Origin of the sequence: Oceanimonas smirnovii ATCC BAA-899 (genome assembly GCF_000381965.1) — a bacterium.
Classification (GTDB): Bacteria; Pseudomonadota; Gammaproteobacteria; order Enterobacterales; family Aeromonadaceae; genus Oceanimonas; species Oceanimonas smirnovii.
In genome coordinates, this window is record NZ_KB908454.1 from 51,084 (window position 1) to 68,720 (window position 17,637).

Here is a 17,637-nt window from a genome sequence, read left to right on the forward strand (position 1 = left end):
GGTTAGCAGATGCCCTTAGTGACACATGAGCCTGCATTATCTGAAGGGTTATTTGTCCACTTAACCCTGCCGTTATCCAGTTCGCCTTTCATAATAAATGTACTGCCGTCCACTTCATCTGTGCCTGTAGAAGTGATGATCCAGGGGCCTTCTTTGTTATTACCTGTACTGTCTACTTCCACTTTGACTGCTTTAACAACGTCTGTATCCACAGCATTGGTCAGAGCACCCGTTGCGGAGGCGGTACAGTCACTTCCCCCGGTCTGGGCACAGACCTCAATCGCCGTTTTAGCCGGTCCGGTGGCGGCAATCACTTCGGTAAATTTGGCGCGCTGAGTGTAGGTCTGGTAAGCGGGCAGTGCCACTGCCGCCAGAATGGCAACAATGGCAACCACTATCATCAGTTCAATCAGGGTAAAGCCGGACTGAGGGCAGCTTGGTTTATGGTTCATCATGACTTCTTCCTTGAAACGCCTGACAAACGGGTATCTGTTTTGTTTTACCCGTCTTATATCTATAGCAAGCGTTACCGGGTTTGCCCAATCGGCAAACCCGGCATCATGATGGCAGTGGTCAGATCACAGGATCAGTTTTCAACCCGCAGTGACAGGTCCAGCGCCCGCACATGCTTGGTGAGGGCACCTACAGAAATAAAGTCCACGCCGGTGGCAGCGTAGTCGGCGATGGTCTGCAGGGTCACATTGCCCGACACTTCCAGTCTGGCGCGGCCGGCGGTGCTGGCCACGGCGGTGCGCATATCGGGCACGCTGAAGTTGTCGAGCATGATAATGTCGGCACCGGCATCCAGTGCCAGTTTAAGCTCCGCCAGAGACTCCACTTCCACTTCTACCGGCTTTTCCGGCTGCAGGCGGCGGGCTTCAGCCACTGCCTTGTCGATGCCGCCACAGGCAAAGATGTGGTTTTCCTTGATAAGGTAAGCGTCATACAGGCCCATGCGGTGATTGTGGCCGCCGCCGCAGGTCACCGCATATTTCAGCGCCCGGCGCAGGCCGGGCAGGGTTTTGCGGGTGTCGAGCAGGCGGCAGTGAGTGCCGGCCAGTTTGTCGACATAGCGTCTGGTTTCGCTAGCCACGCCAGACAGGGTCTGAATAAAGTTGAGTGCAGTGCGCTCACCGGTAAGAATGGCACGGGCCGGCCCGGTCAGGGTCAGCAGCCGCTGGCCGGCGGTCACGGTATCACCGTCTTTTACCAGCCAGTGTAACTCCACTTGCCCGCCGAGTTGGGTAAAGGTTTCTTCGGCAAAGTCCCGGCCGCAGAACACACCGTCTTCACGGGTAATCAGGTGCGCGGTAACCTGCTGGCTCTCTTGCAGCAGCATGGCGGTAATATCCTGCACAGGATCCGTGCTGCCACCCAGATCCTCGGTGAGGGCGGCAGTTACATTTAAGCGGATTTCGTTGGCCAGGGTGGAGTTGGGCATTGAGTCTACCTTTGTCACAAGTTCACAATTGTACTGAAAATGCCGGAATCACTGCTCCGGCCCGGAATAGGTAATGGTCATTTGTGAGCCCCGCTGTATCAGCTCAAAGCGGCGCAGGGCGTTCATGCCAAGCAGTATTTCCTCACTCTGGCTGGGCATAATGACGGCGCTCAGATCGTACAGGGTGAAGGGCCCCAGCGACAACGATTTAATATGAGTGCGGTAACCGGTAACCGGTAACCTGACCTGCCGCCGTGCCCAGCGTCAGTGGTGCGCCTACCGGCAACTCCAGCCGTGCAGCCACGGCCCGGGGCACGGCCATCTGAGTGGCACCGGTATCCAGCAAAAACACCACCGGCTGGTTATTTACTGCCCCGCTGGCCACATAATGGCCATAACGGTTTTGCTCCAGCACCATGCTGTTGGCGCTGAGTATCTGCACCTGCTGATTGGGATTGTGTTGCCGGTCAAGCAGGTGGCTGAAATACCAGGTAAGCATCAATAACCCAAGTGCCCATACCAGAATCCACATAATGCGCCCGGCACGGCGCACCGGATCTGACGATTGTCCCATATCGGCTCCTTGGCAAAGTTTGCCGTTACCCTGTTAGTATACGTCCGCCCGAATACAGTGAACGGACCCTCTATGTCTTTTACCCTGGAGCATGGCTGGCTCAGTCCGGCCCGTTATTGTGAGTCTCCTCATCAGGATGACCGCCCTGATAATGATATTTCCCTGCTGGTGGTGCATTGCATCAGCCTGCCACCGGGGCGTTTTGGTGATCATTACATAGATGACCTTTTTATGGGCCGTCTTGATGCAAATATGCATCCTTATTTTGAGGCTGTTCATCAGCTGCGGGTGTCAGCCCATTGCCTTATTCGCCGCGACGGTGAGTTGGTGCAGTATGTGCCGTTTCATAAACGGGCCTGGCATGCGGGACTGTCGAGTTTTGACGGCCGTGACAAGTGTAATGATTTTTCCATTGGCATTGAGCTGGAAGGCACCGATACCGGTGACTATACCGAGGCCCAGTATCAGCAACTGGCCGCGGTTACCCAAATACTGATGCAACATTACCCCGCCATCACGCCCGGCCGCATTACCGGCCACAGCGACATTGCCCCCGGCCGCAAAACCGACCCCGGCCCCGGCTTTGACTGGAAACGCTTCAAAGCGGAGCTGAAAGCGGGAAGCTAGAAGCGGGAAGCAAAAGCGACTCGGGCAGCATCCGGCTTCCAGCTTACAACTTCCAGCTTTCTTTTCGGTTGGTCTGACCATTACCAATATTCTTGTGTTTTCCCGGGGCTGGTCTAGTTTTATGAGCCGGCCCAAAAAATTACCGCGCGCAAATGGTCTTTTGTATGCAATGATCACAAAAACCATGGACAATTCTTGCCTGCTCTGATACCTTTTTTTAACAGTGTTAATTGGTATTACCAATTTTTAAAGCAGAGTGAATGGCCTACCAGCGAATCAAACAACCCAAACTTGCCGAAACTATCGCCACCAAACTGGAGCAGATGATAGTGGAAGGCAGCCTGAAGCCGGGTCAGCGGTTGCCGCCCGAGCGTGAGCTGGCCGAGCAGTTTGCGGTGTCGCGCCCGTCTGTGCGCGAAGCGATTCAGCACCTTGAAGTGCGCGGTCTGGTATCCCGCCGGCAGGGCGGGGGCACCTACGTACAAAATGCCCTCACCAAAGGCCTGGCGGATCCCTTGTTTCAGCTGCTGGCGGAGCATCCGGAATCTCAGTATGACCTGCTGGAGTTTCGTCACACCATGGAAGGCATCTCTGCCTTCTACGCCGCCATGCGCGGCACTGAAACCGATTTTGATGCCATTCGTGCGGCCCAGCAGGCCATTATTACCGCTCAGGAGCAGGGCGACCTGGCTGGTGAAGCCAAGCATGCCGCTGAATTCTATCTGGCGGTGGCGGCCGCGGCCCACAACGTGGTGCTGCTGCACCTGCTGAGAGCCATTCAGCCCATGCTGGAGTCCAGCATTCTGCGCAACATTCAGATTCTTAACCGGCGAGCCGGCATGGTGGAGCAGATCCGCAAACATCGCGCCAATCTGATCCAGACCATACTGTCTCGCGAGCCGGAAAAGGCCAGGGACGCTTGTCATGAGCACCTGGCCTTTATTGAAGAAACCCTGTTCGAGATCCAGCGTGAAGAAAGCCGCATTCAGCGTTCTCTGCGCCGGACCCGGCAACAGGAATAATAATGCCTTCGGCAGCGACGAAACCCATGGGCATCAGCCCCAAACGAGATAGGAAACAGCCATGTCTGATATCCTGAAAAATGATGTGGATTCAATAGAGACTCAAGAGTGGCTTGACGCCCTGGAGTCTTTGATCCGTCAAGAAGGACCTGAGCGCGCTCAGTACATTTACGAGCGCCTGACCACCAAAGCCATCAAGCATGGTGTAGCCGTGGCCCGCAACGCTCACTCAGATTACGTCAACAGCATCAGCACCGACGAAGAGCCTGAGTACCCGGGCAACTGGGATCTGGAACGGCGGATCCGCGCCATCATCCGCTGGAACTCAGTCATGATTGTACTGCGTGGCTCCAAGAAAGATCTGGACCTGGGTGGTCACATGTCTTCTTTCGCTTCCAGTGCCACCATGTACGAAGTGGCGTTCAACCACTTCTACCGTGGTCGTAACGAGAAAGACGGCGGCGATCTGGTGTTCTTCCAGGGTCACATCTCTCCCGGTATCTACGCCCGCGCCTTTGCCGAAGGCCGTCTGACCGAAGCCCAGCTCGACATGTTCCGTCAGGAAGTGGACGGCAAGGGTATTCCGTCTTACCCGCATCCCAAGCTGATGCCGGACTTCTGGCAGTTCCCGACCGTGTCCATGGGTCTGGGTCCGATCAACGCCATCTATCAGGCCCGCTTCCTCAAGTACCTGACCGACCGTGGCCTGAAAGACTGCTCCGAGCAGCGCGTATACGCCTACCTGGGCGACGGCGAGATGGACGAGCCGGAATCCAAGGGTGCCATTACCATTGCCGCCCGTGAGAAGCTGGACAACCTGTGCTTCGTTATCAACTGTAACCTTCAGCGCCTCGACGGCCCTGTGGTGGGTAACGGCAAAATCATCAACGAACTGGACGGCCTGTTCACCGGTGCCGGCTGGAACGTGGTCAAGGTTATCTGGGGCCGTCGCTGGGACGACCTGCTGGCCAAAGACACCTCCGGCAAACTGGTTCAGCTGATGAACGAGACTCTGGACGGTGACTACCAGACCTTCAAGTCCAAAGACGGTGCCTATGTGCGTGAGCACTTCTTCGGTAAATATCCCGAAACCGCCGCCCTGGTAAAAGACTGGACCGACGAAGAAATCTTTGCCCTGAACCGTGGCGGTCACGATCCTGCCAAGATGTTCGCTGCGTACAAGAACGCCGCCGACACCAAAGGCAAGCCGACCGTTATTCTGGCCAAAACCATCAAGGGTTATGGCATGGGCGATTCTGCCGAAGGCAAGAACATCGCGCACCAGGTCAAGAAAATGGACATGTCTTCCCTCAAGCACATGCGTGACCGCTTCAACATTGAAGTGAGCGATGAAGACCTGCCCAACCTGCCTTACCTGAAAATTGAAGAAGGCAGCCGCGAATACGAATACCTGCACGCCCGTCGTCAGAGCCTGAAAGGCTATGTACCGACCCGCCTGCCCGAGACCACCGTCAAGCTGGATATTCCGGCGCTGGAAGACTTCAGCCCGCTGCTGGAAGAGCAGAAGCGTGAAATCTCCACCACCATGGCGTTTGTGCGTTCTCTGAACATCATGCTGAAGGACAAGTCCATCGGCAAACGCATTGTGCCCATTCTGGCCGACGAAGCCCGTACCTTTGGTATGGAAGGTCTGTTCCGTCAGATTGGCATCTATAACACTCATGGTCAGAACTACACGCCGCAGGACCGTGAGCAGGTTGCCTACTACAAGGAAGACAAGCAGGGTCAGGTACTGCAGGAAGGTATCAACGAGCTGGGTGCCATGTCTTCATGGCTGGCCGCTGCCACCTCCTACAGCACCAACGACTGCCCCATGATTCCGTTCTACATCTACTACTCGATGTTCGGTTTCCAGCGGGTGGGTGACCTGTGCTGGGCGGCTGGCGACCAGCAGGCGCGCGGCTTCCTGATTGGCGGTACCTCCGGTCGTACCACCCTGAACGGTGAAGGTCTGCAGCACGAAGACGGCCACAGCCACATTCAGGCTGGCGTGATCCCCAACTGTATCACCTACGATCCGACCTACGCTTATGAAGTAGCGGTAATCGTGCAGGACGGTCTGCGTCGCATGTACGGCGACAACCCCGAGAACGTGTACTACTACCTGACCACGCTGAACGAGAACTACCATCAGCCGGCCATGCCTGAAGGTGCCGAGGAAGGCATCCGCAAGGGTATCTACAAGCTCGACACCGTGGAAGGCAAGAACGGCAAGGTTCAGCTGATGGGCTCCGGCTCCATCCTGGTTGGCGTGCGTGAAGCCGCTCAAATCCTGGCCGACGAGTACGGCATCGGCTCCGATGTATACAGTGTGACCTCCTTCAACGAACTGACCCGTGAAGGTCAGGACGTGGAGCGCTGGAACATGCTGCACCCGACCGAAGAGGCCCGCGTGCCTTACATCGCTCAGGTGATGGGTTCCGAGCCGGCCATTGCTGCCACCGACTACATGAAGAACTACGCCGAACAGGTGCGTGCCTTTATGCCGTCCGTGAGCTACAAGGTGCTGGGCACCGATGGTTTCGGTCGTTCCGACAGCCGTGACAACCTGCGTCGTCACTTTGAAGTGAACAAGCACTATGTTGTGATTGCCGCGCTGACCGAGCTGGCCAAGCAGGGCACCATCGACAAGAAAGTGGTTGCCGACGCCATCGCCAAGTACGGCATCGACGCCGACAAGATCAACCCGCTGTACGCATAAGGGGTAACACATGTCTAAAGATATTCTGGTGCCGGATATCGGTGCCGATGAGGTTGAAGTCACCGAGATCCTGGTTGCCGTGGGCGACAAGGTTGAGGAAGAACAATCTCTGATCACCGTGGAAGGCGACAAGGCCTCCATGGAAGTTCCTGCCCCCGCCGCCGGCGTGGTCAAGGAAATCAAGATTGCCGTTGGCGACAAGGTCAACACCGGCTCACTGATTATGGTTTTTGAAGCAGAGGGCGGCGCTGCCGCCCCGGCTGCTGCAGAAGAAGCCCCCAAGGCTGACGCTGCTGCACCGGCCGCTGCCAGCGCGCAGAAAGACGTAAACGTACCGGACATCGGCGGTGATGAAGTAGAAGTCACCGAAATTGCCGTGGCCGTGGGCGACACCGTTGAGGAAGAGCAGACCCTGATCACCGTGGAAGGCGACAAGGCTTCCATGGAAGTACCTGCGCCCTTTGCCGGCAAGGTTGTTGAGATCAAGACTGCCGTGGGCGACAAGGTTAACACCGGCTCTCTGATCATGGTCTTTGAAGTGGCTGGTGCCGCACCGGCGGGTGAAGCTGCGCCGGCTGCTGCTGCGCCAGCTGAAGCTGCCCCTGCTGCGGCCCCGGCCGCTGCTGCTGCCAAAGACGTGAACGTGCCGGACATCGGCGGTGACGAAGTAGAAGTGACCGAAGTGATGGTGGCCGTGGGCGACAAGGTAGAAGCCGATCAGTCCATTCTGACCGTGGAAGGCGACAAGGCCTCCATGGAAGTGCCCGCGCCGTTCGCCGGTGTGGTCAAGGAAATCAAGGTAGCCACCGGTGACAAGGTGAACACCGGCTCGCTGGTAATGGTATTCGAGGTGGAAGGTGCCGCCCCGGCTGCTGCTGCTCCGGCCGCAGCGCCGAAAGCACAAGCACCTAAAGCCGAAGCACCGAAGGCGGCTGCTCCGGCCGCTGCTGCCGCACCTGCCAAGGGCGAGTTCGTTGAGAACAACGCCTACGTGCACGCCACCCCGGTAGTACGCCGTCTGGCCCGCGAGTTTGGTGTGGATCTGTCCAAGGTATCCGCCACCGGCCCGAAACAGCGTATTCTGAAAGAAGACGTACAAAACTACGTTAAATCCATTATCAAGCAGGTTTCCGGTCAGCCCGCGGGCGTGGCCGTGGCCGGCAGTGGTATGGAAGTGCTGGCCTGGCCCAAGGTCGACTTTGCCAAGTTCGGTGAAGTGGAAGAAGTGGCCCTGACCCGCATTCAGAAGATCTCCGGCCCCAACCTGCACCGTAACTGGGTGAAAATTCCCCACGTTACTCAGTTTGACGAGACCGATATCACCGAGCTGGAAGAATTCCGCAAGAGCGAAAACGCCATTGCCGAGAAACAGAAGCTGGGTTACAAGATCTCTCCGCTGATCTTCATCATGAAGGCCGCCGCCAAGGCGCTGGAAGCCTATCCCAAGTTCTGCTCTTCTCTCTCCGAAGACGGCCAGAGCCTGGTGATGAAAAAATACGTGCACATTGGTGTGGCAGTAGACACTCCCAATGGTCTGGTGGTGCCGGTTGTTCGCGACGTCAACAAGAAAGGCATTCGCGAGCTGGCCATCGAGCTGGGCGAAATCTCCAAGAAAGCCCGTGCCGGCAAGCTGACCGCGGCCGACATGCAGGGCGGTTGCTTCACCATTTCGTCGCTGGGCGGCATTGGTGGCACCCAGTTCACGCCTATCGTGAACGCCCCTGAAGTGGCCATTCTGGGTGTGTCCAAGTCCGGCATCAAGCCGGTATGGAACGGCAAGGAGTTTGAACCCCGCCTGATCCAGCCGCTGGCGCTGTCTTACGACCACAGAGTGATTGACGGTGCCGACGGTGCCCGTTTCATCACCATGCTGAGTGGTGTGCTGAGCGACCTTCGCCGCCTGGCCCTTTAATGTGACAAGGCAGGCATAAGCCTGCCTTTTTACTTTCTTTTTGATAACAGAACAGTAAACTTTTCCCCGTTTGTAATGTAGTGGCCGTCTTGAGTCTGGTTCTCCTGTCGCCACTGCCTGAACAGGGCTAAAAATCATAATAGAGGTCACCATGAGTCAAGAAGTCAAAGCTCAGGTTGTGGTTCTGGGCGCGGGCCCTGCCGGCTATTCCGCCGCTTTCCGTGCCGCCGATCTGGGCCTGGAAACCGTAATCGTTGAGCGTTACTCCACTCTGGGCGGTGTTTGCCTGAACGTGGGCTGTATTCCCTCCAAGGCACTGCTGCACATCGCCAAAGTGATTGAAGAATCCAAGATCATGGCCAGCCACGGTGTGACCTTTGGTGAGCCGCAGATCGATCTGGACAAGGTGCGCGCGCACAAGGAAAAAGTCATCGGTCAGCTCACTCAGGGTCTGGGCGGCATGGCCAAGATGCGCAAGGTCAAGGTGGTGAACGGCGTGGCCAAGTTCACCGGTGCCAACACCCTGGTGGTGGAAGGCGAGGGTGGCAACACCACGGTTAACTTCGACAACGCCATCATTGCTGCCGGCTCCCGTCCGATCAAACTGCCGTTTATTCCTCACGACGATCCGCGCGTGTGGGACTCTACCGATGCCCTCGAGCTGAAAGAAGTGCCCGAGAAGCTGCTGGTGATGGGTGGCGGTATTATCGGCCTGGAAATGGGTACCGTGTACCATGCTCTGGGCTCCAAGATCGACGTGGTTGAAATGTTCGACCAGGTGATCCCGGCTGCCGACAAAGACATCATCAAGATCTTCACCAAGCAGGTGAAGAGCAAGTTCAACCTGATGCTGGAAACCAAGGTGACCGCCGTTGAAGCCAAAGATGATGGTATTCACGTCACCATGGAAGACAAGAAAGGCGAAAGCACCACCAACGTCTACGACGCCGTGCTGGTGGCCATTGGCCGCGCGCCCAACGGCAAGTCGCTGGACGCTGAAAAAGCCGGTGTTAACGTGGATGAGCGTGGCTTCATTAACGTCGACAAGCAGCTGCGCACCAATGTGCCGCACATTTACGCCATTGGCGACATAGTGGGTCAGCCCATGCTGGCGCACAAGGGTGTGCACGAAGGCCACGTGGCTGCCGAAGTGATTGCCGGCATGAAGCACTACTTCGATCCGAAAGTGATCCCGTCCATTGCCTACACCGAGCCGGAAGTGGCATGGGTGGGTGTGACCGAGAAGGAAGCCAAGGAGCAGGGCCTGAACGTAGAAGTGGCCAGCTTCCCCTGGGCGGCTTCCGGTCGCGCCATCGCCTCCGACTCTGCCTACGGCATGACCAAGCTGATCTTCGACAAGGACACTCACCGTGTTCTGGGTGGTGCCACCATTGGTACCAACGCTGGCGAACTGCTGGGCGAAATCGGCCTGGCCATTGAAATGGGTGCCGACGCCGAAGACATAGCGCTGACCATTCATGCTCACCCCACTCTGCACGAGTCTGTGGGCATGGCTGCTGAAGTGTTTGAAGGCTCCATCACCGACATGCCGAACCCCAAGGCCAAGAAGAAGTAAATCGTCTTCTCGCTGTCTGTAATATTTACGCCCGGCTCGCTAGCTGGGCGTTGTTATTTCAGGGATTAGGGACTTGGGATTAGGGACTACCATTCCCCATTCCCCATTCCCCATTCCCCATTCCCCATTCCCCGGCATACAATGCACGCATTGTTTGTACTGCCGTGAGCTGTCATGCGTCTCTTTATTTTGCTGTTAACTCTGATGTTGTCCTTGCCGGCGCTGGCGGAGCGTCCGCGTGTGGCGCTGGTGCTGAGCGGCGGCGGGGCCAAGGGAGCGGCCCACGTGGGAGTGCTGCAGGTACTGGAAGCGCACCGCATTCCGGTAGATATTGTTACCGGCACCAGCATGGGAGCTTATATCGCGGGCATGTATGCCCTGGGGCTGGACGCCGATGAGCTGGAGCAGCAGCTGCTGAGCCTGGACTGGAATCAGGGCTATCAGGACAAGGTCGGTCGCGACGAACTTTCGCTCAGGCGCAAGCGCCAGAATGATGAATTTCTGCTGCGCACTGATATCGGTCTGAACGAACAATGGCAGCTCAGCCTGCCCGGCGGCTTTTTTCAGGGCCAGGCGCTGGGGGCCCTGCTCAGGCGCAGCACCCTCACCATTCCCCGGCTGAAGAACTTTGATCAGCTGCCCATTCCTTACCGGGCCGTGGCCACCGATATGGAAACCATGACGCCTGTGGTGCTGAACAAGGGCCACCTGGCCACCGCCATGCAGGCCTCCATGTCGGTGCCGGGTGTGCTGCAGCCGGTTGATCTGAACGGCAAGCTGCTGGCCGACGGCGGCGTGGTCAACAATCTGCCGGTGGATGTGGCTAAAGACATGGGGGCCGGGGTAGTGATTGCCGTGGACATCGGTGATGCCATGCTGCCCAGAGAAAGCCTCGACAGCGCCCTGGCCATGGTCACCCAGCTTACCAACTACCTTACCCGGGCTGGCACAGAGCGGCAAAAGGCACTGCTTACCGAGGACGATGTGCTGCTGACTCCCGATATCACCGGCATTGGCGTGGGAGATTTCAGGCTGATGCCTGCAGCCATTGCCAGAGGCAGGGCGGCCGCTACCGCCCTGTTGCCCGAGCTGTTGCCGCTGGCGCTGAGTGAGCAGGATTATATTGATTACCGTAACCGCAAGCTGGACAGACGCGCCCGGCTGCAGCGCAGTGATGTGGTGTTTCTCGACCGGGTTGAAGTGGAAGGCAATGCCAGCCTGAGCGAGGCCGTGATCCGTGATGCGCTGGGGCTTCAGCCCGGTGACTTTCACCAGACCGAAGAGCTGGAGCAGGGGGTGCGCCGGCTCTATGCGCTGGATGCCTTTGAGCAGGTCAGTTACCGCATTGAAGAGCGGGACGGCGAGCAGGTGCTGACGGTGCAGACCACGGAAAAAGGCTGGGGCCCGGGCTTTGTGGATCTCAAGTTTGCACTGGAAGATGACTTCTCCAGCCGCACCAGTTATGAGATTGGTGCTCAGTTTCGCCGCACCAATATCAATATGCTGGGGGGCGAGTGGCTGGCTGAAGTCACCCTGGGCAGCAACAAGCTGCTGGCCACCGAGTTCTACACGCCGCTGGATACCGACTACGACTTTTTCTGGAAGGCCAGGGGGGAATATGAGAAGCGCCGGCGCACTTTTTTTATTGAGCCCGGTGACGAAACCTATGAGCAGTTCGGCCGGCTCACTACCCTGGACTTTGATTATTCCACCTGGAGCCTGCTGAGCGAGCTGGGCTATAACCTCAACCCCTGGAGTGAGCTGGCCCTGGGTTTTCAGGGGCTGACCGGCAGCATAGAGGCGCGGAATCTGGACGGCGGGCTGGATGTGTTCTCTGCCGGACCTTATCTGAGAGTGACCCATGACACGCTGGATAATGTATTTTTCCCCACCCGCGGGGAAAGTGCCGGGCTGACCCTGGGCTATTACCGCAACCGGCTGGAAGGGCAGGGTAATAATGAAAACGTCACCGGCCTTGACTATGAACTGGACTGGCTGCGCCCCTGGAATGCCGGCCGTCATACTCTGATCACCAAGCTGACGCTGGGAGGCTCTACCGCCGAGCAGCCGCTGCCGGTGTTTGCCCGCAGCCTGGGAGGATTATTCAATTTGTCCGGTTATCAGAGCGAGCAGCTCAGCGGCCGCTACAGCGGTCTGGCCGGACTGCTCTATCACTACCGCTGGCTGGATAATGACTTTGGTGCTTTTCGCTCACCTGTCTATCTGGGTACTTCACTGGAGCGGGGGGGCGTATGGAACTCGGGTGCCGATGTGGGCTGGGATGAATCACTGACAGCCGGTAGCATATTCGTTGGTGTAGACACCAACTGGGGGCCGCTCTATCTGGCATTTGGTCAGGCTGACGGGAATAAAAGCAGCATCTACCTCTATTTTGGCAATCTGTTCAGCTTTTAATGTTAATGGCTTGTTGATGCTTGAAATTGTGGCTTATGCACGGAAATGCTATTCAAAACATGGCGTTAGTCAAACATTCGACCAAAGGTAGGGCAGGCCGGATTTTAATTCACGGTTAAAACTAATATACTTTCGCGGCGTCTCACCGACGCCCAAGGCCCCCTATAAAGGATACTTACGCCCGTGGTGGCGAATGATAATAAGAGGATACAGTCGTGCTTGAAGCCTATCGTAAACACGTCGAAGAACGTGCCGCTGAGGGAGTGGTTGCCAAACCGCTCGACGCAGAGCAAGTTGCTGCCCTGGTTGAATTACTCAAAAACCCGCCCGCTGGCGAAGAATCTTTCCTCTACGAACTCCTTTCCACTCGCATTCCCCCCGGTGTTGATGAAGCTGCCTATGTAAAGGCCGGTTTTCTTGCTGCTGTGGCCAAGGGCGAAGTGAGCTCGCCGGTCGTGTCTGCCGAGCAGGCCACACAACTGCTGGGCACCATGCAGGGTGGTTACAACATTGCTCCGCTGGTTGAGCTGCTGGACGTGGACGCCCTGGCGCCCATCGCCGCCAAGGCCCTGAGCCACACTCTGCTGATGTTTGACGCTTTCCACGATGTGGACGAAAAAGCCAAGGCCGGCAATGCCTTTGCCAAGCAGGTAATGCAGTCCTGGGCCGAGGCCGAGTGGTTCCTGGAGCGCGCGCCTCTGGCTGACAAGATCACCATGACCGTATTCAAGGTGCCCGGTGAAACCAACACCGATGACCTGTCTCCGGCCCAGGACGCCTGGTCCCGCCCCGACATTCCGCTGCACGCCCAGGCCATGCTGAAAAACGCCCGTCCCGGCATTGAGCCCGATGAAGACGGTGTGATCGGCCCCATCACCGCCATTGAAGCCCTGAAGCAAAAAGGTCATCCGCTGGCTTATGTGGGCGACGTGGTCGGCACCGGCTCCAGCCGCAAGTCCGCCACCAACTCCGTGCTGTGGCACATGGGCGACGACATTCCGTTTGTGCCCAACAAGCGCGCCGGCGGCATCTGCATTGGCAGCAAAATCGCCCCCATCTTCTTCAACACCATGGAAGATGCCGGTGCCCTGCCCATTGAATGTGATGTGACCAAGCTGAACACCGGCGATGTGATCGACATTTACCCCTATGAGGGCAAAATCTGTCGCCATGGCAGTGACGAGGTACTGAGCACCTTCAAACTGAAAACCGACGTGCTGCTCGACGAAGTGCGCGCCGGCGGCCGTATTCCGCTGATCATCGGTCGTGGTCTGACCGACAAGGCCCGTGAAGCGCTGGGCCTGGCCCCGTCCGAGGTATTCAAGCGTCCGGCACCGGTGGCCGACTCCGGCAAGGGCTTTACGCTGGCCCAGAAAATGGTGGGCAAGGCCTGCGGCGTTAAGGGCGTACGCCCCGGTCAGTACTGCGAGCCCAAGATGACCACAGTGGGTTCTCAGGACACCACCGGCCCCATGACCCGGGACGAGCTGAAAGATCTGGCCTGTCTGGGCTTCTCCGCCGACCTGACCATGCAGTCGTTCTGTCATACCGCGGCTTATCCCAAGCCGGTGGACGTTAATACGCATCACACTCTGCCCGACTTCATCATGAACCGGGGCGGCGTGTCACTGCGTCCGGGTGACGGTGTTATTCACTCCTGGCTGAACCGCATGCTGCTGCCCGACACCGTCGGCACCGGCGGTGACTCCCACACCCGTTTCCCCATCGGTATCTCGTTCCCGGCGGGCTCCGGCCTGGTGGCCTTTGCCGCCGCCACTGGCGTGATGCCCCTGGACATGCCGGAATCCGTGCTGGTGCGCTTCAAGGGCGAAATGCAGCCCGGCATCACCCTGCGCGACCTGGTTCACGCCATTCCTTACTACGGCATTCAGCACGGTCTGCTGACCGTAGCCAAGGAAGGCAAGATCAACGAATTCTCCGGCCGGGTGCTGGAAATTGAAGGTCTGCCCCAGCTGAAGGTGGAACAAGCCTTTGAACTGGCCGATGCCACCGCCGAGCGCTCCGCCGCCGGTTGTACCATCAAGCTGGATAAAGAGCCGATCATCGAGTACCTGAACTCCAACATAGTGATGCTGAAGTGGATGATCGCCGAAGGTTACGGTGACAAGCGTACTCTGGAACGCCGCATCAAGGGCATGGAAGAGTGGCTGGCCAACCCCGAGCTGATGGAAGCCGATGCCGATGCCGAGTACGCCCACGTGCTGGAAATCGACATGAGCGAGATCAAGGAGCCGATCCTGTGTGCCCCGAATGATCCCGACGATGCCCGTCTGCTGTCTGACGTGACCGGCGAGAGCATCGATGAAATCTTCATCGGCTCCTGCATGACCAACATCGGTCACTTCCGGGCCGCCGGCAAGCTGCTCGACAAGTTCAAGGGCCAGCTGCCGACCCGCCTGTGGGTGGCACCGCCCACCAAGATGGACAAGGATCAGCTCACCGCCGAAGGCTACTACGGTATCTTTGGCCGGGTGGGTGCCCGCATCGAGATTCCGGGCTGCTCTCTGTGTATGGGTAACCAGGCGCGGGTAGGGGACAACACTACCGTGGTGTCCACCTCTACCCGTAACTTCCCCAACCGTCTGGGCAAGGGTGCCAACGTGTACCTGGCGTCTGCCGAGCTGGCTGCCGTGGCTGCCATTCACGGTAAGCTGCCCACCGTGGCCGAATACCTGGAATACGCCCAGGAGCTGAACGCCACCGCTGCCGACACTTATCGTTATCTGAACTTCGATGAGCTGGACAGCTACGTGGAAAAAGCCAATACGGTGATAGTGCAGCAGGCCGTTTAAACGCCGAATATATTCACTCTGATATCAAAACCAGCCTTCGGGCTGGTTTTTTTATGCCTGAAATAAATAGCGGAAACAGACATTTCAGAACTTGATCTAAATCAAATAATAAATGAGAATTAGTATCCTTTACAAAAGTATCTTTAAGTCTAAATACTAACAAGGAGTTGTCAGTGCGCACCTTTATTCGCTCAACCGCCGGTTCCCCCAAAACCATGCTCAGTTCCGCCGTGGGGCTGGCCGTGGCCAGCATGGCGGTTCCTGCCTATGCCCAGCAGGATGTCACTCGTTTTGATACGGTCACCGTCAAGGATCAGCGGGAGCAGGCCTATAAGACGGAAGCGTCGGCCTCGAGCAAATATGTAAAGCCCCTGCTGGACACGCCCCAGACGGTCACAGTGGTACCGAAAGAAGTGATGGAAGAGCAGCAGGCGCTGAGCCTGCGCCAAGTGCTGTCCAATGTGTCCGGCATCACCTTTGATGCAGGCGAGGGCGGCGGCGGCTCCGGTGACAAAATCAATATTCGTGGTTTCAGCGCCAACGCCAACATGCAGATTGACGGCCTGCGTGACAGCAGCCAGAACAACCGCACCGACACCTTTAACATCGAGCAGGTGGAAGTGCTGAAAGGCCCCAATTCGGTGTTTGGCGGTGCCGGCACCACGGGCGGCGCCATCAACCAGGTAAGCAAGGCTCCCAAACAGCGTGACTTTGCCGAGCTGGGTGCCAGCCTGGGCACTGACAACTATCGCCGTGTGACCCTGGATGCCAACACTACCCTGGATGTGGGCGTGAACAGCGCCGCCCGCATCAACCTGATGGCTCACGAGAACGACGTGCCCGGGCGCAATAACATTGATCGTCAGCGTTTTGGTATTGCGCCCTCGGTAACCATAGGGCTGAGCGAGCAGACTCAGGCCACCCTCAGCTACTTCCATCAGCAGGATGACAATCTGCCCGACTACGGCCTGCCGGCGCAAAACGGCAAGGTGCTGCCCGGTGTAGACAGAGAGAGCTACTTTGGCTGGCGCAACCTGGACGAAGAAAAAATTCAGTCCGATGCCATTACTCTCAAGCTTGAGCACCAGCTGAGCGATACCGCCCGCATCGAAAACCAGACCCGCTACAGCCGGGTAGACAGAGACACCACTATTTCTGCATCTCATGTCAGTCTGGGTGAAAACCTGGGCGACAGGAATAATCCCAACTGGGTAGCTTTGCCGGATGGGCAATATCTGCCTGCCGGGCCGCAGGGCTACCGTCGCGATGCCAAAACCGAGCTGTGGATCAACCAGACCGGTGTGGCCTTTGAGTTTGACACCGGCGCTTTCAGGCATGACATGCTGGTAGGCGGCGAGATTTCGCGCGAGACCTATGATCTGACCTCCGGCAGCGATAACCTGAGTGGTAATTATCCGGCCAATGGCTTTGATCTCTACCATCCGCCGGGGCACTGGAGCGGGCCCGTCAATTATAAAAACAGCGGCGGTACCGAGGCGGCGCTGAACACGCGGGCACTGTATGTGTTTGATACCATTACGCTGCACCCGCAGTGGGATCTGAGTCTGGGCGCGCGCCAAGACTGGATCTCGGGTGATACCTCCAATAAGGTCAGCGGTGATACCATCTCTACCAGTGATCGAATGTTCAGTGGTCGTGCCGGTATTGTTTATAAGCCTGCCGATAATGGCCGTATTTACCTGGCTTACGGTACTTCCTTTAATCCGTCTGCCGAAGCGCTGGCCACCTCAGGCAGTTTGCCGCTGCGGGGGGCTGCCGGTGCCGAAAGCCTGGAGCCTGAGAAGAATGAAACCTGGGAGCTGGGTACCAAGTGGGAGCTGATGAACGGTCGTCTGGGGGTGGATGCGGCACTGTTCCGGGTTAACAAGAATAACGTCAATGAAAAAGACGCCAACGATAACCTGTATAACGCGGGTGAACAGCGAGTACAGGGTGCCGAGCTGGGGCTGACCGGTGTGCTGACCGACGAATGGAAAGTGTTTGCCAACTATACTCTGCTCGACAGCGAAACCCTGAGCTCGGTGACCAACCCCGATGCAGTGGGCCGGGAGCTGCAGAACACCCCGCGCAACAGCGCCAACCTGTGGACCACCTATGAGGTGATTCCGGGCGTGGAGCTGGGCTATGGCGCCCGCTATGTGGGCTCCCGTGCCGTGACCAGCAGCTCTGATACTCAAATCGACAGCTACTGGGTGCACAATGCCATGGCGTCTTATCGGGTTAATGAGGCTTTCAGCCTGCAGCTGAACGTGAACAACCTGTTTGATGAAGAATATGTAGAACGGGTTCGCGGCAGCAACGGCTCGGTTGATCCGGCCACCGGCATTCTGACCCGCAGCTCCGCCGTGGAGCTGGGTGATGGCCGCTCTGCCGTGCTCTCCGCCAACTACCGGTTCTGATAACAACATCGTCTGTCATATCGGGTAACGTCGGACCAAGGAATAACTTCACGACACGCTTCAAGCACTTCCCTGTGTCGCTCGGCAAATGCCATCCATGGCATTTGATCGGTCG

Annotated in this window: 12 protein-coding genes; 8 read left to right on the top strand and 4 right to left on the bottom strand. The window is 57.6% G+C overall.

Going from position 1 to position 17,637, the window contains the following annotated elements:
• Positions 1-2 precede the first annotated feature (2 nt).
• From G364_RS0100250 to G364_RS16130, 4 genes are all read right to left on the bottom strand, one after another.
• Positions 3-455 carry a pilin gene (locus G364_RS0100250; RefSeq protein WP_019933133.1) on the bottom strand — a complete coding sequence of 151 codons (453 nt, stop codon included), beginning with the start codon at positions 453-455 and terminating at the stop codon, positions 3-5.
• Between the two features lie 131 nt (positions 456-586).
• Entirely contained in the window at positions 587-1,441 is an 855-nt protein-coding gene (gene nadC, locus G364_RS0100255; RefSeq protein ID WP_019933134.1) for a carboxylating nicotinate-nucleotide diphosphorylase, read from the bottom strand.
• A 48-nt stretch (positions 1,442-1,489) separates the two neighbouring features.
• Entirely contained in the window at positions 1,490-1,645 is a 156-nt protein-coding gene (locus G364_RS17305; protein WP_019933135.1) for a pepsin/retropepsin-like aspartic protease family protein, read from the bottom strand.
• 4 nt (positions 1,646-1,649) lie between these two features.
• Positions 1,650-2,015, bottom strand: a complete 366-nt coding sequence (locus G364_RS16130) for a retropepsin-like aspartic protease family protein (protein ID WP_019933136.1) — start codon at positions 2,013-2,015, stop codon at positions 1,650-1,652.
• A 72-nt stretch (positions 2,016-2,087) separates the two neighbouring features.
• Here G364_RS16130 and ampD point away from each other — a divergent pair, with 72 nt between their 5' ends.
• The 8 genes from ampD (at position 2,088) to G364_RS0100300 (ending at position 17,522) form a co-directional block, all read left to right on the top strand.
• Positions 2,088-2,642: a 1,6-anhydro-N-acetylmuramyl-L-alanine amidase AmpD gene (gene ampD, locus G364_RS0100265; RefSeq protein ID WP_019933137.1), complete on the top strand. Its 555-nt coding sequence runs from the start codon at positions 2,088-2,090 to the stop codon at positions 2,640-2,642.
• Between the two features lie 260 nt (positions 2,643-2,902).
• The gene (gene pdhR / locus G364_RS0100270; protein WP_019933138.1) at positions 2,903-3,664 is read left to right on the top strand and encodes a pyruvate dehydrogenase complex transcriptional repressor PdhR; all 762 of its coding nucleotides are present in this window, start codon (positions 2,903-2,905) and stop codon (positions 3,662-3,664) included.
• 61 nt (positions 3,665-3,725) lie between these two features.
• A complete protein-coding gene (gene aceE / locus G364_RS0100275) occupies positions 3,726-6,386 on the top strand; it encodes a pyruvate dehydrogenase (acetyl-transferring), homodimeric type (protein ID WP_019933139.1) in 2,661 nt (886 codons plus the stop codon).
• A 10-nt stretch (positions 6,387-6,396) separates the two neighbouring features.
• A complete protein-coding gene (gene aceF, locus G364_RS0100280) occupies positions 6,397-8,298 on the top strand; it encodes a pyruvate dehydrogenase complex dihydrolipoyllysine-residue acetyltransferase (RefSeq protein ID WP_019933140.1) in 1,902 nt (633 codons plus the stop codon).
• Between the two features lie 151 nt (positions 8,299-8,449).
• On the top strand, positions 8,450-9,874 hold the full coding sequence (gene lpdA, locus G364_RS0100285; protein ID WP_019933141.1) for a dihydrolipoyl dehydrogenase: 1,425 nt from the start codon (positions 8,450-8,452) through the stop codon (positions 9,872-9,874).
• Between the two features lie 174 nt (positions 9,875-10,048).
• Entirely contained in the window at positions 10,049-12,289 is a 2,241-nt protein-coding gene (locus G364_RS0100290; RefSeq protein WP_019933142.1) for a patatin-like phospholipase family protein, read from the top strand.
• A gap of 215 nt (positions 12,290-12,504) precedes the next feature.
• A complete protein-coding gene (gene acnB, locus G364_RS0100295; RefSeq protein ID WP_019933143.1) occupies positions 12,505-15,102 on the top strand; it encodes a bifunctional aconitate hydratase 2/2-methylisocitrate dehydratase in 2,598 nt (865 codons plus the stop codon).
• Positions 15,103-15,275: 173 nt separating this feature from the next.
• On the top strand, positions 15,276-17,522 hold the full coding sequence (locus tag G364_RS0100300; protein WP_019933144.1) for a TonB-dependent receptor: 2,247 nt from the start codon (positions 15,276-15,278) through the stop codon (positions 17,520-17,522).
• Positions 17,523-17,637: the final 115 nt, after the last annotated feature.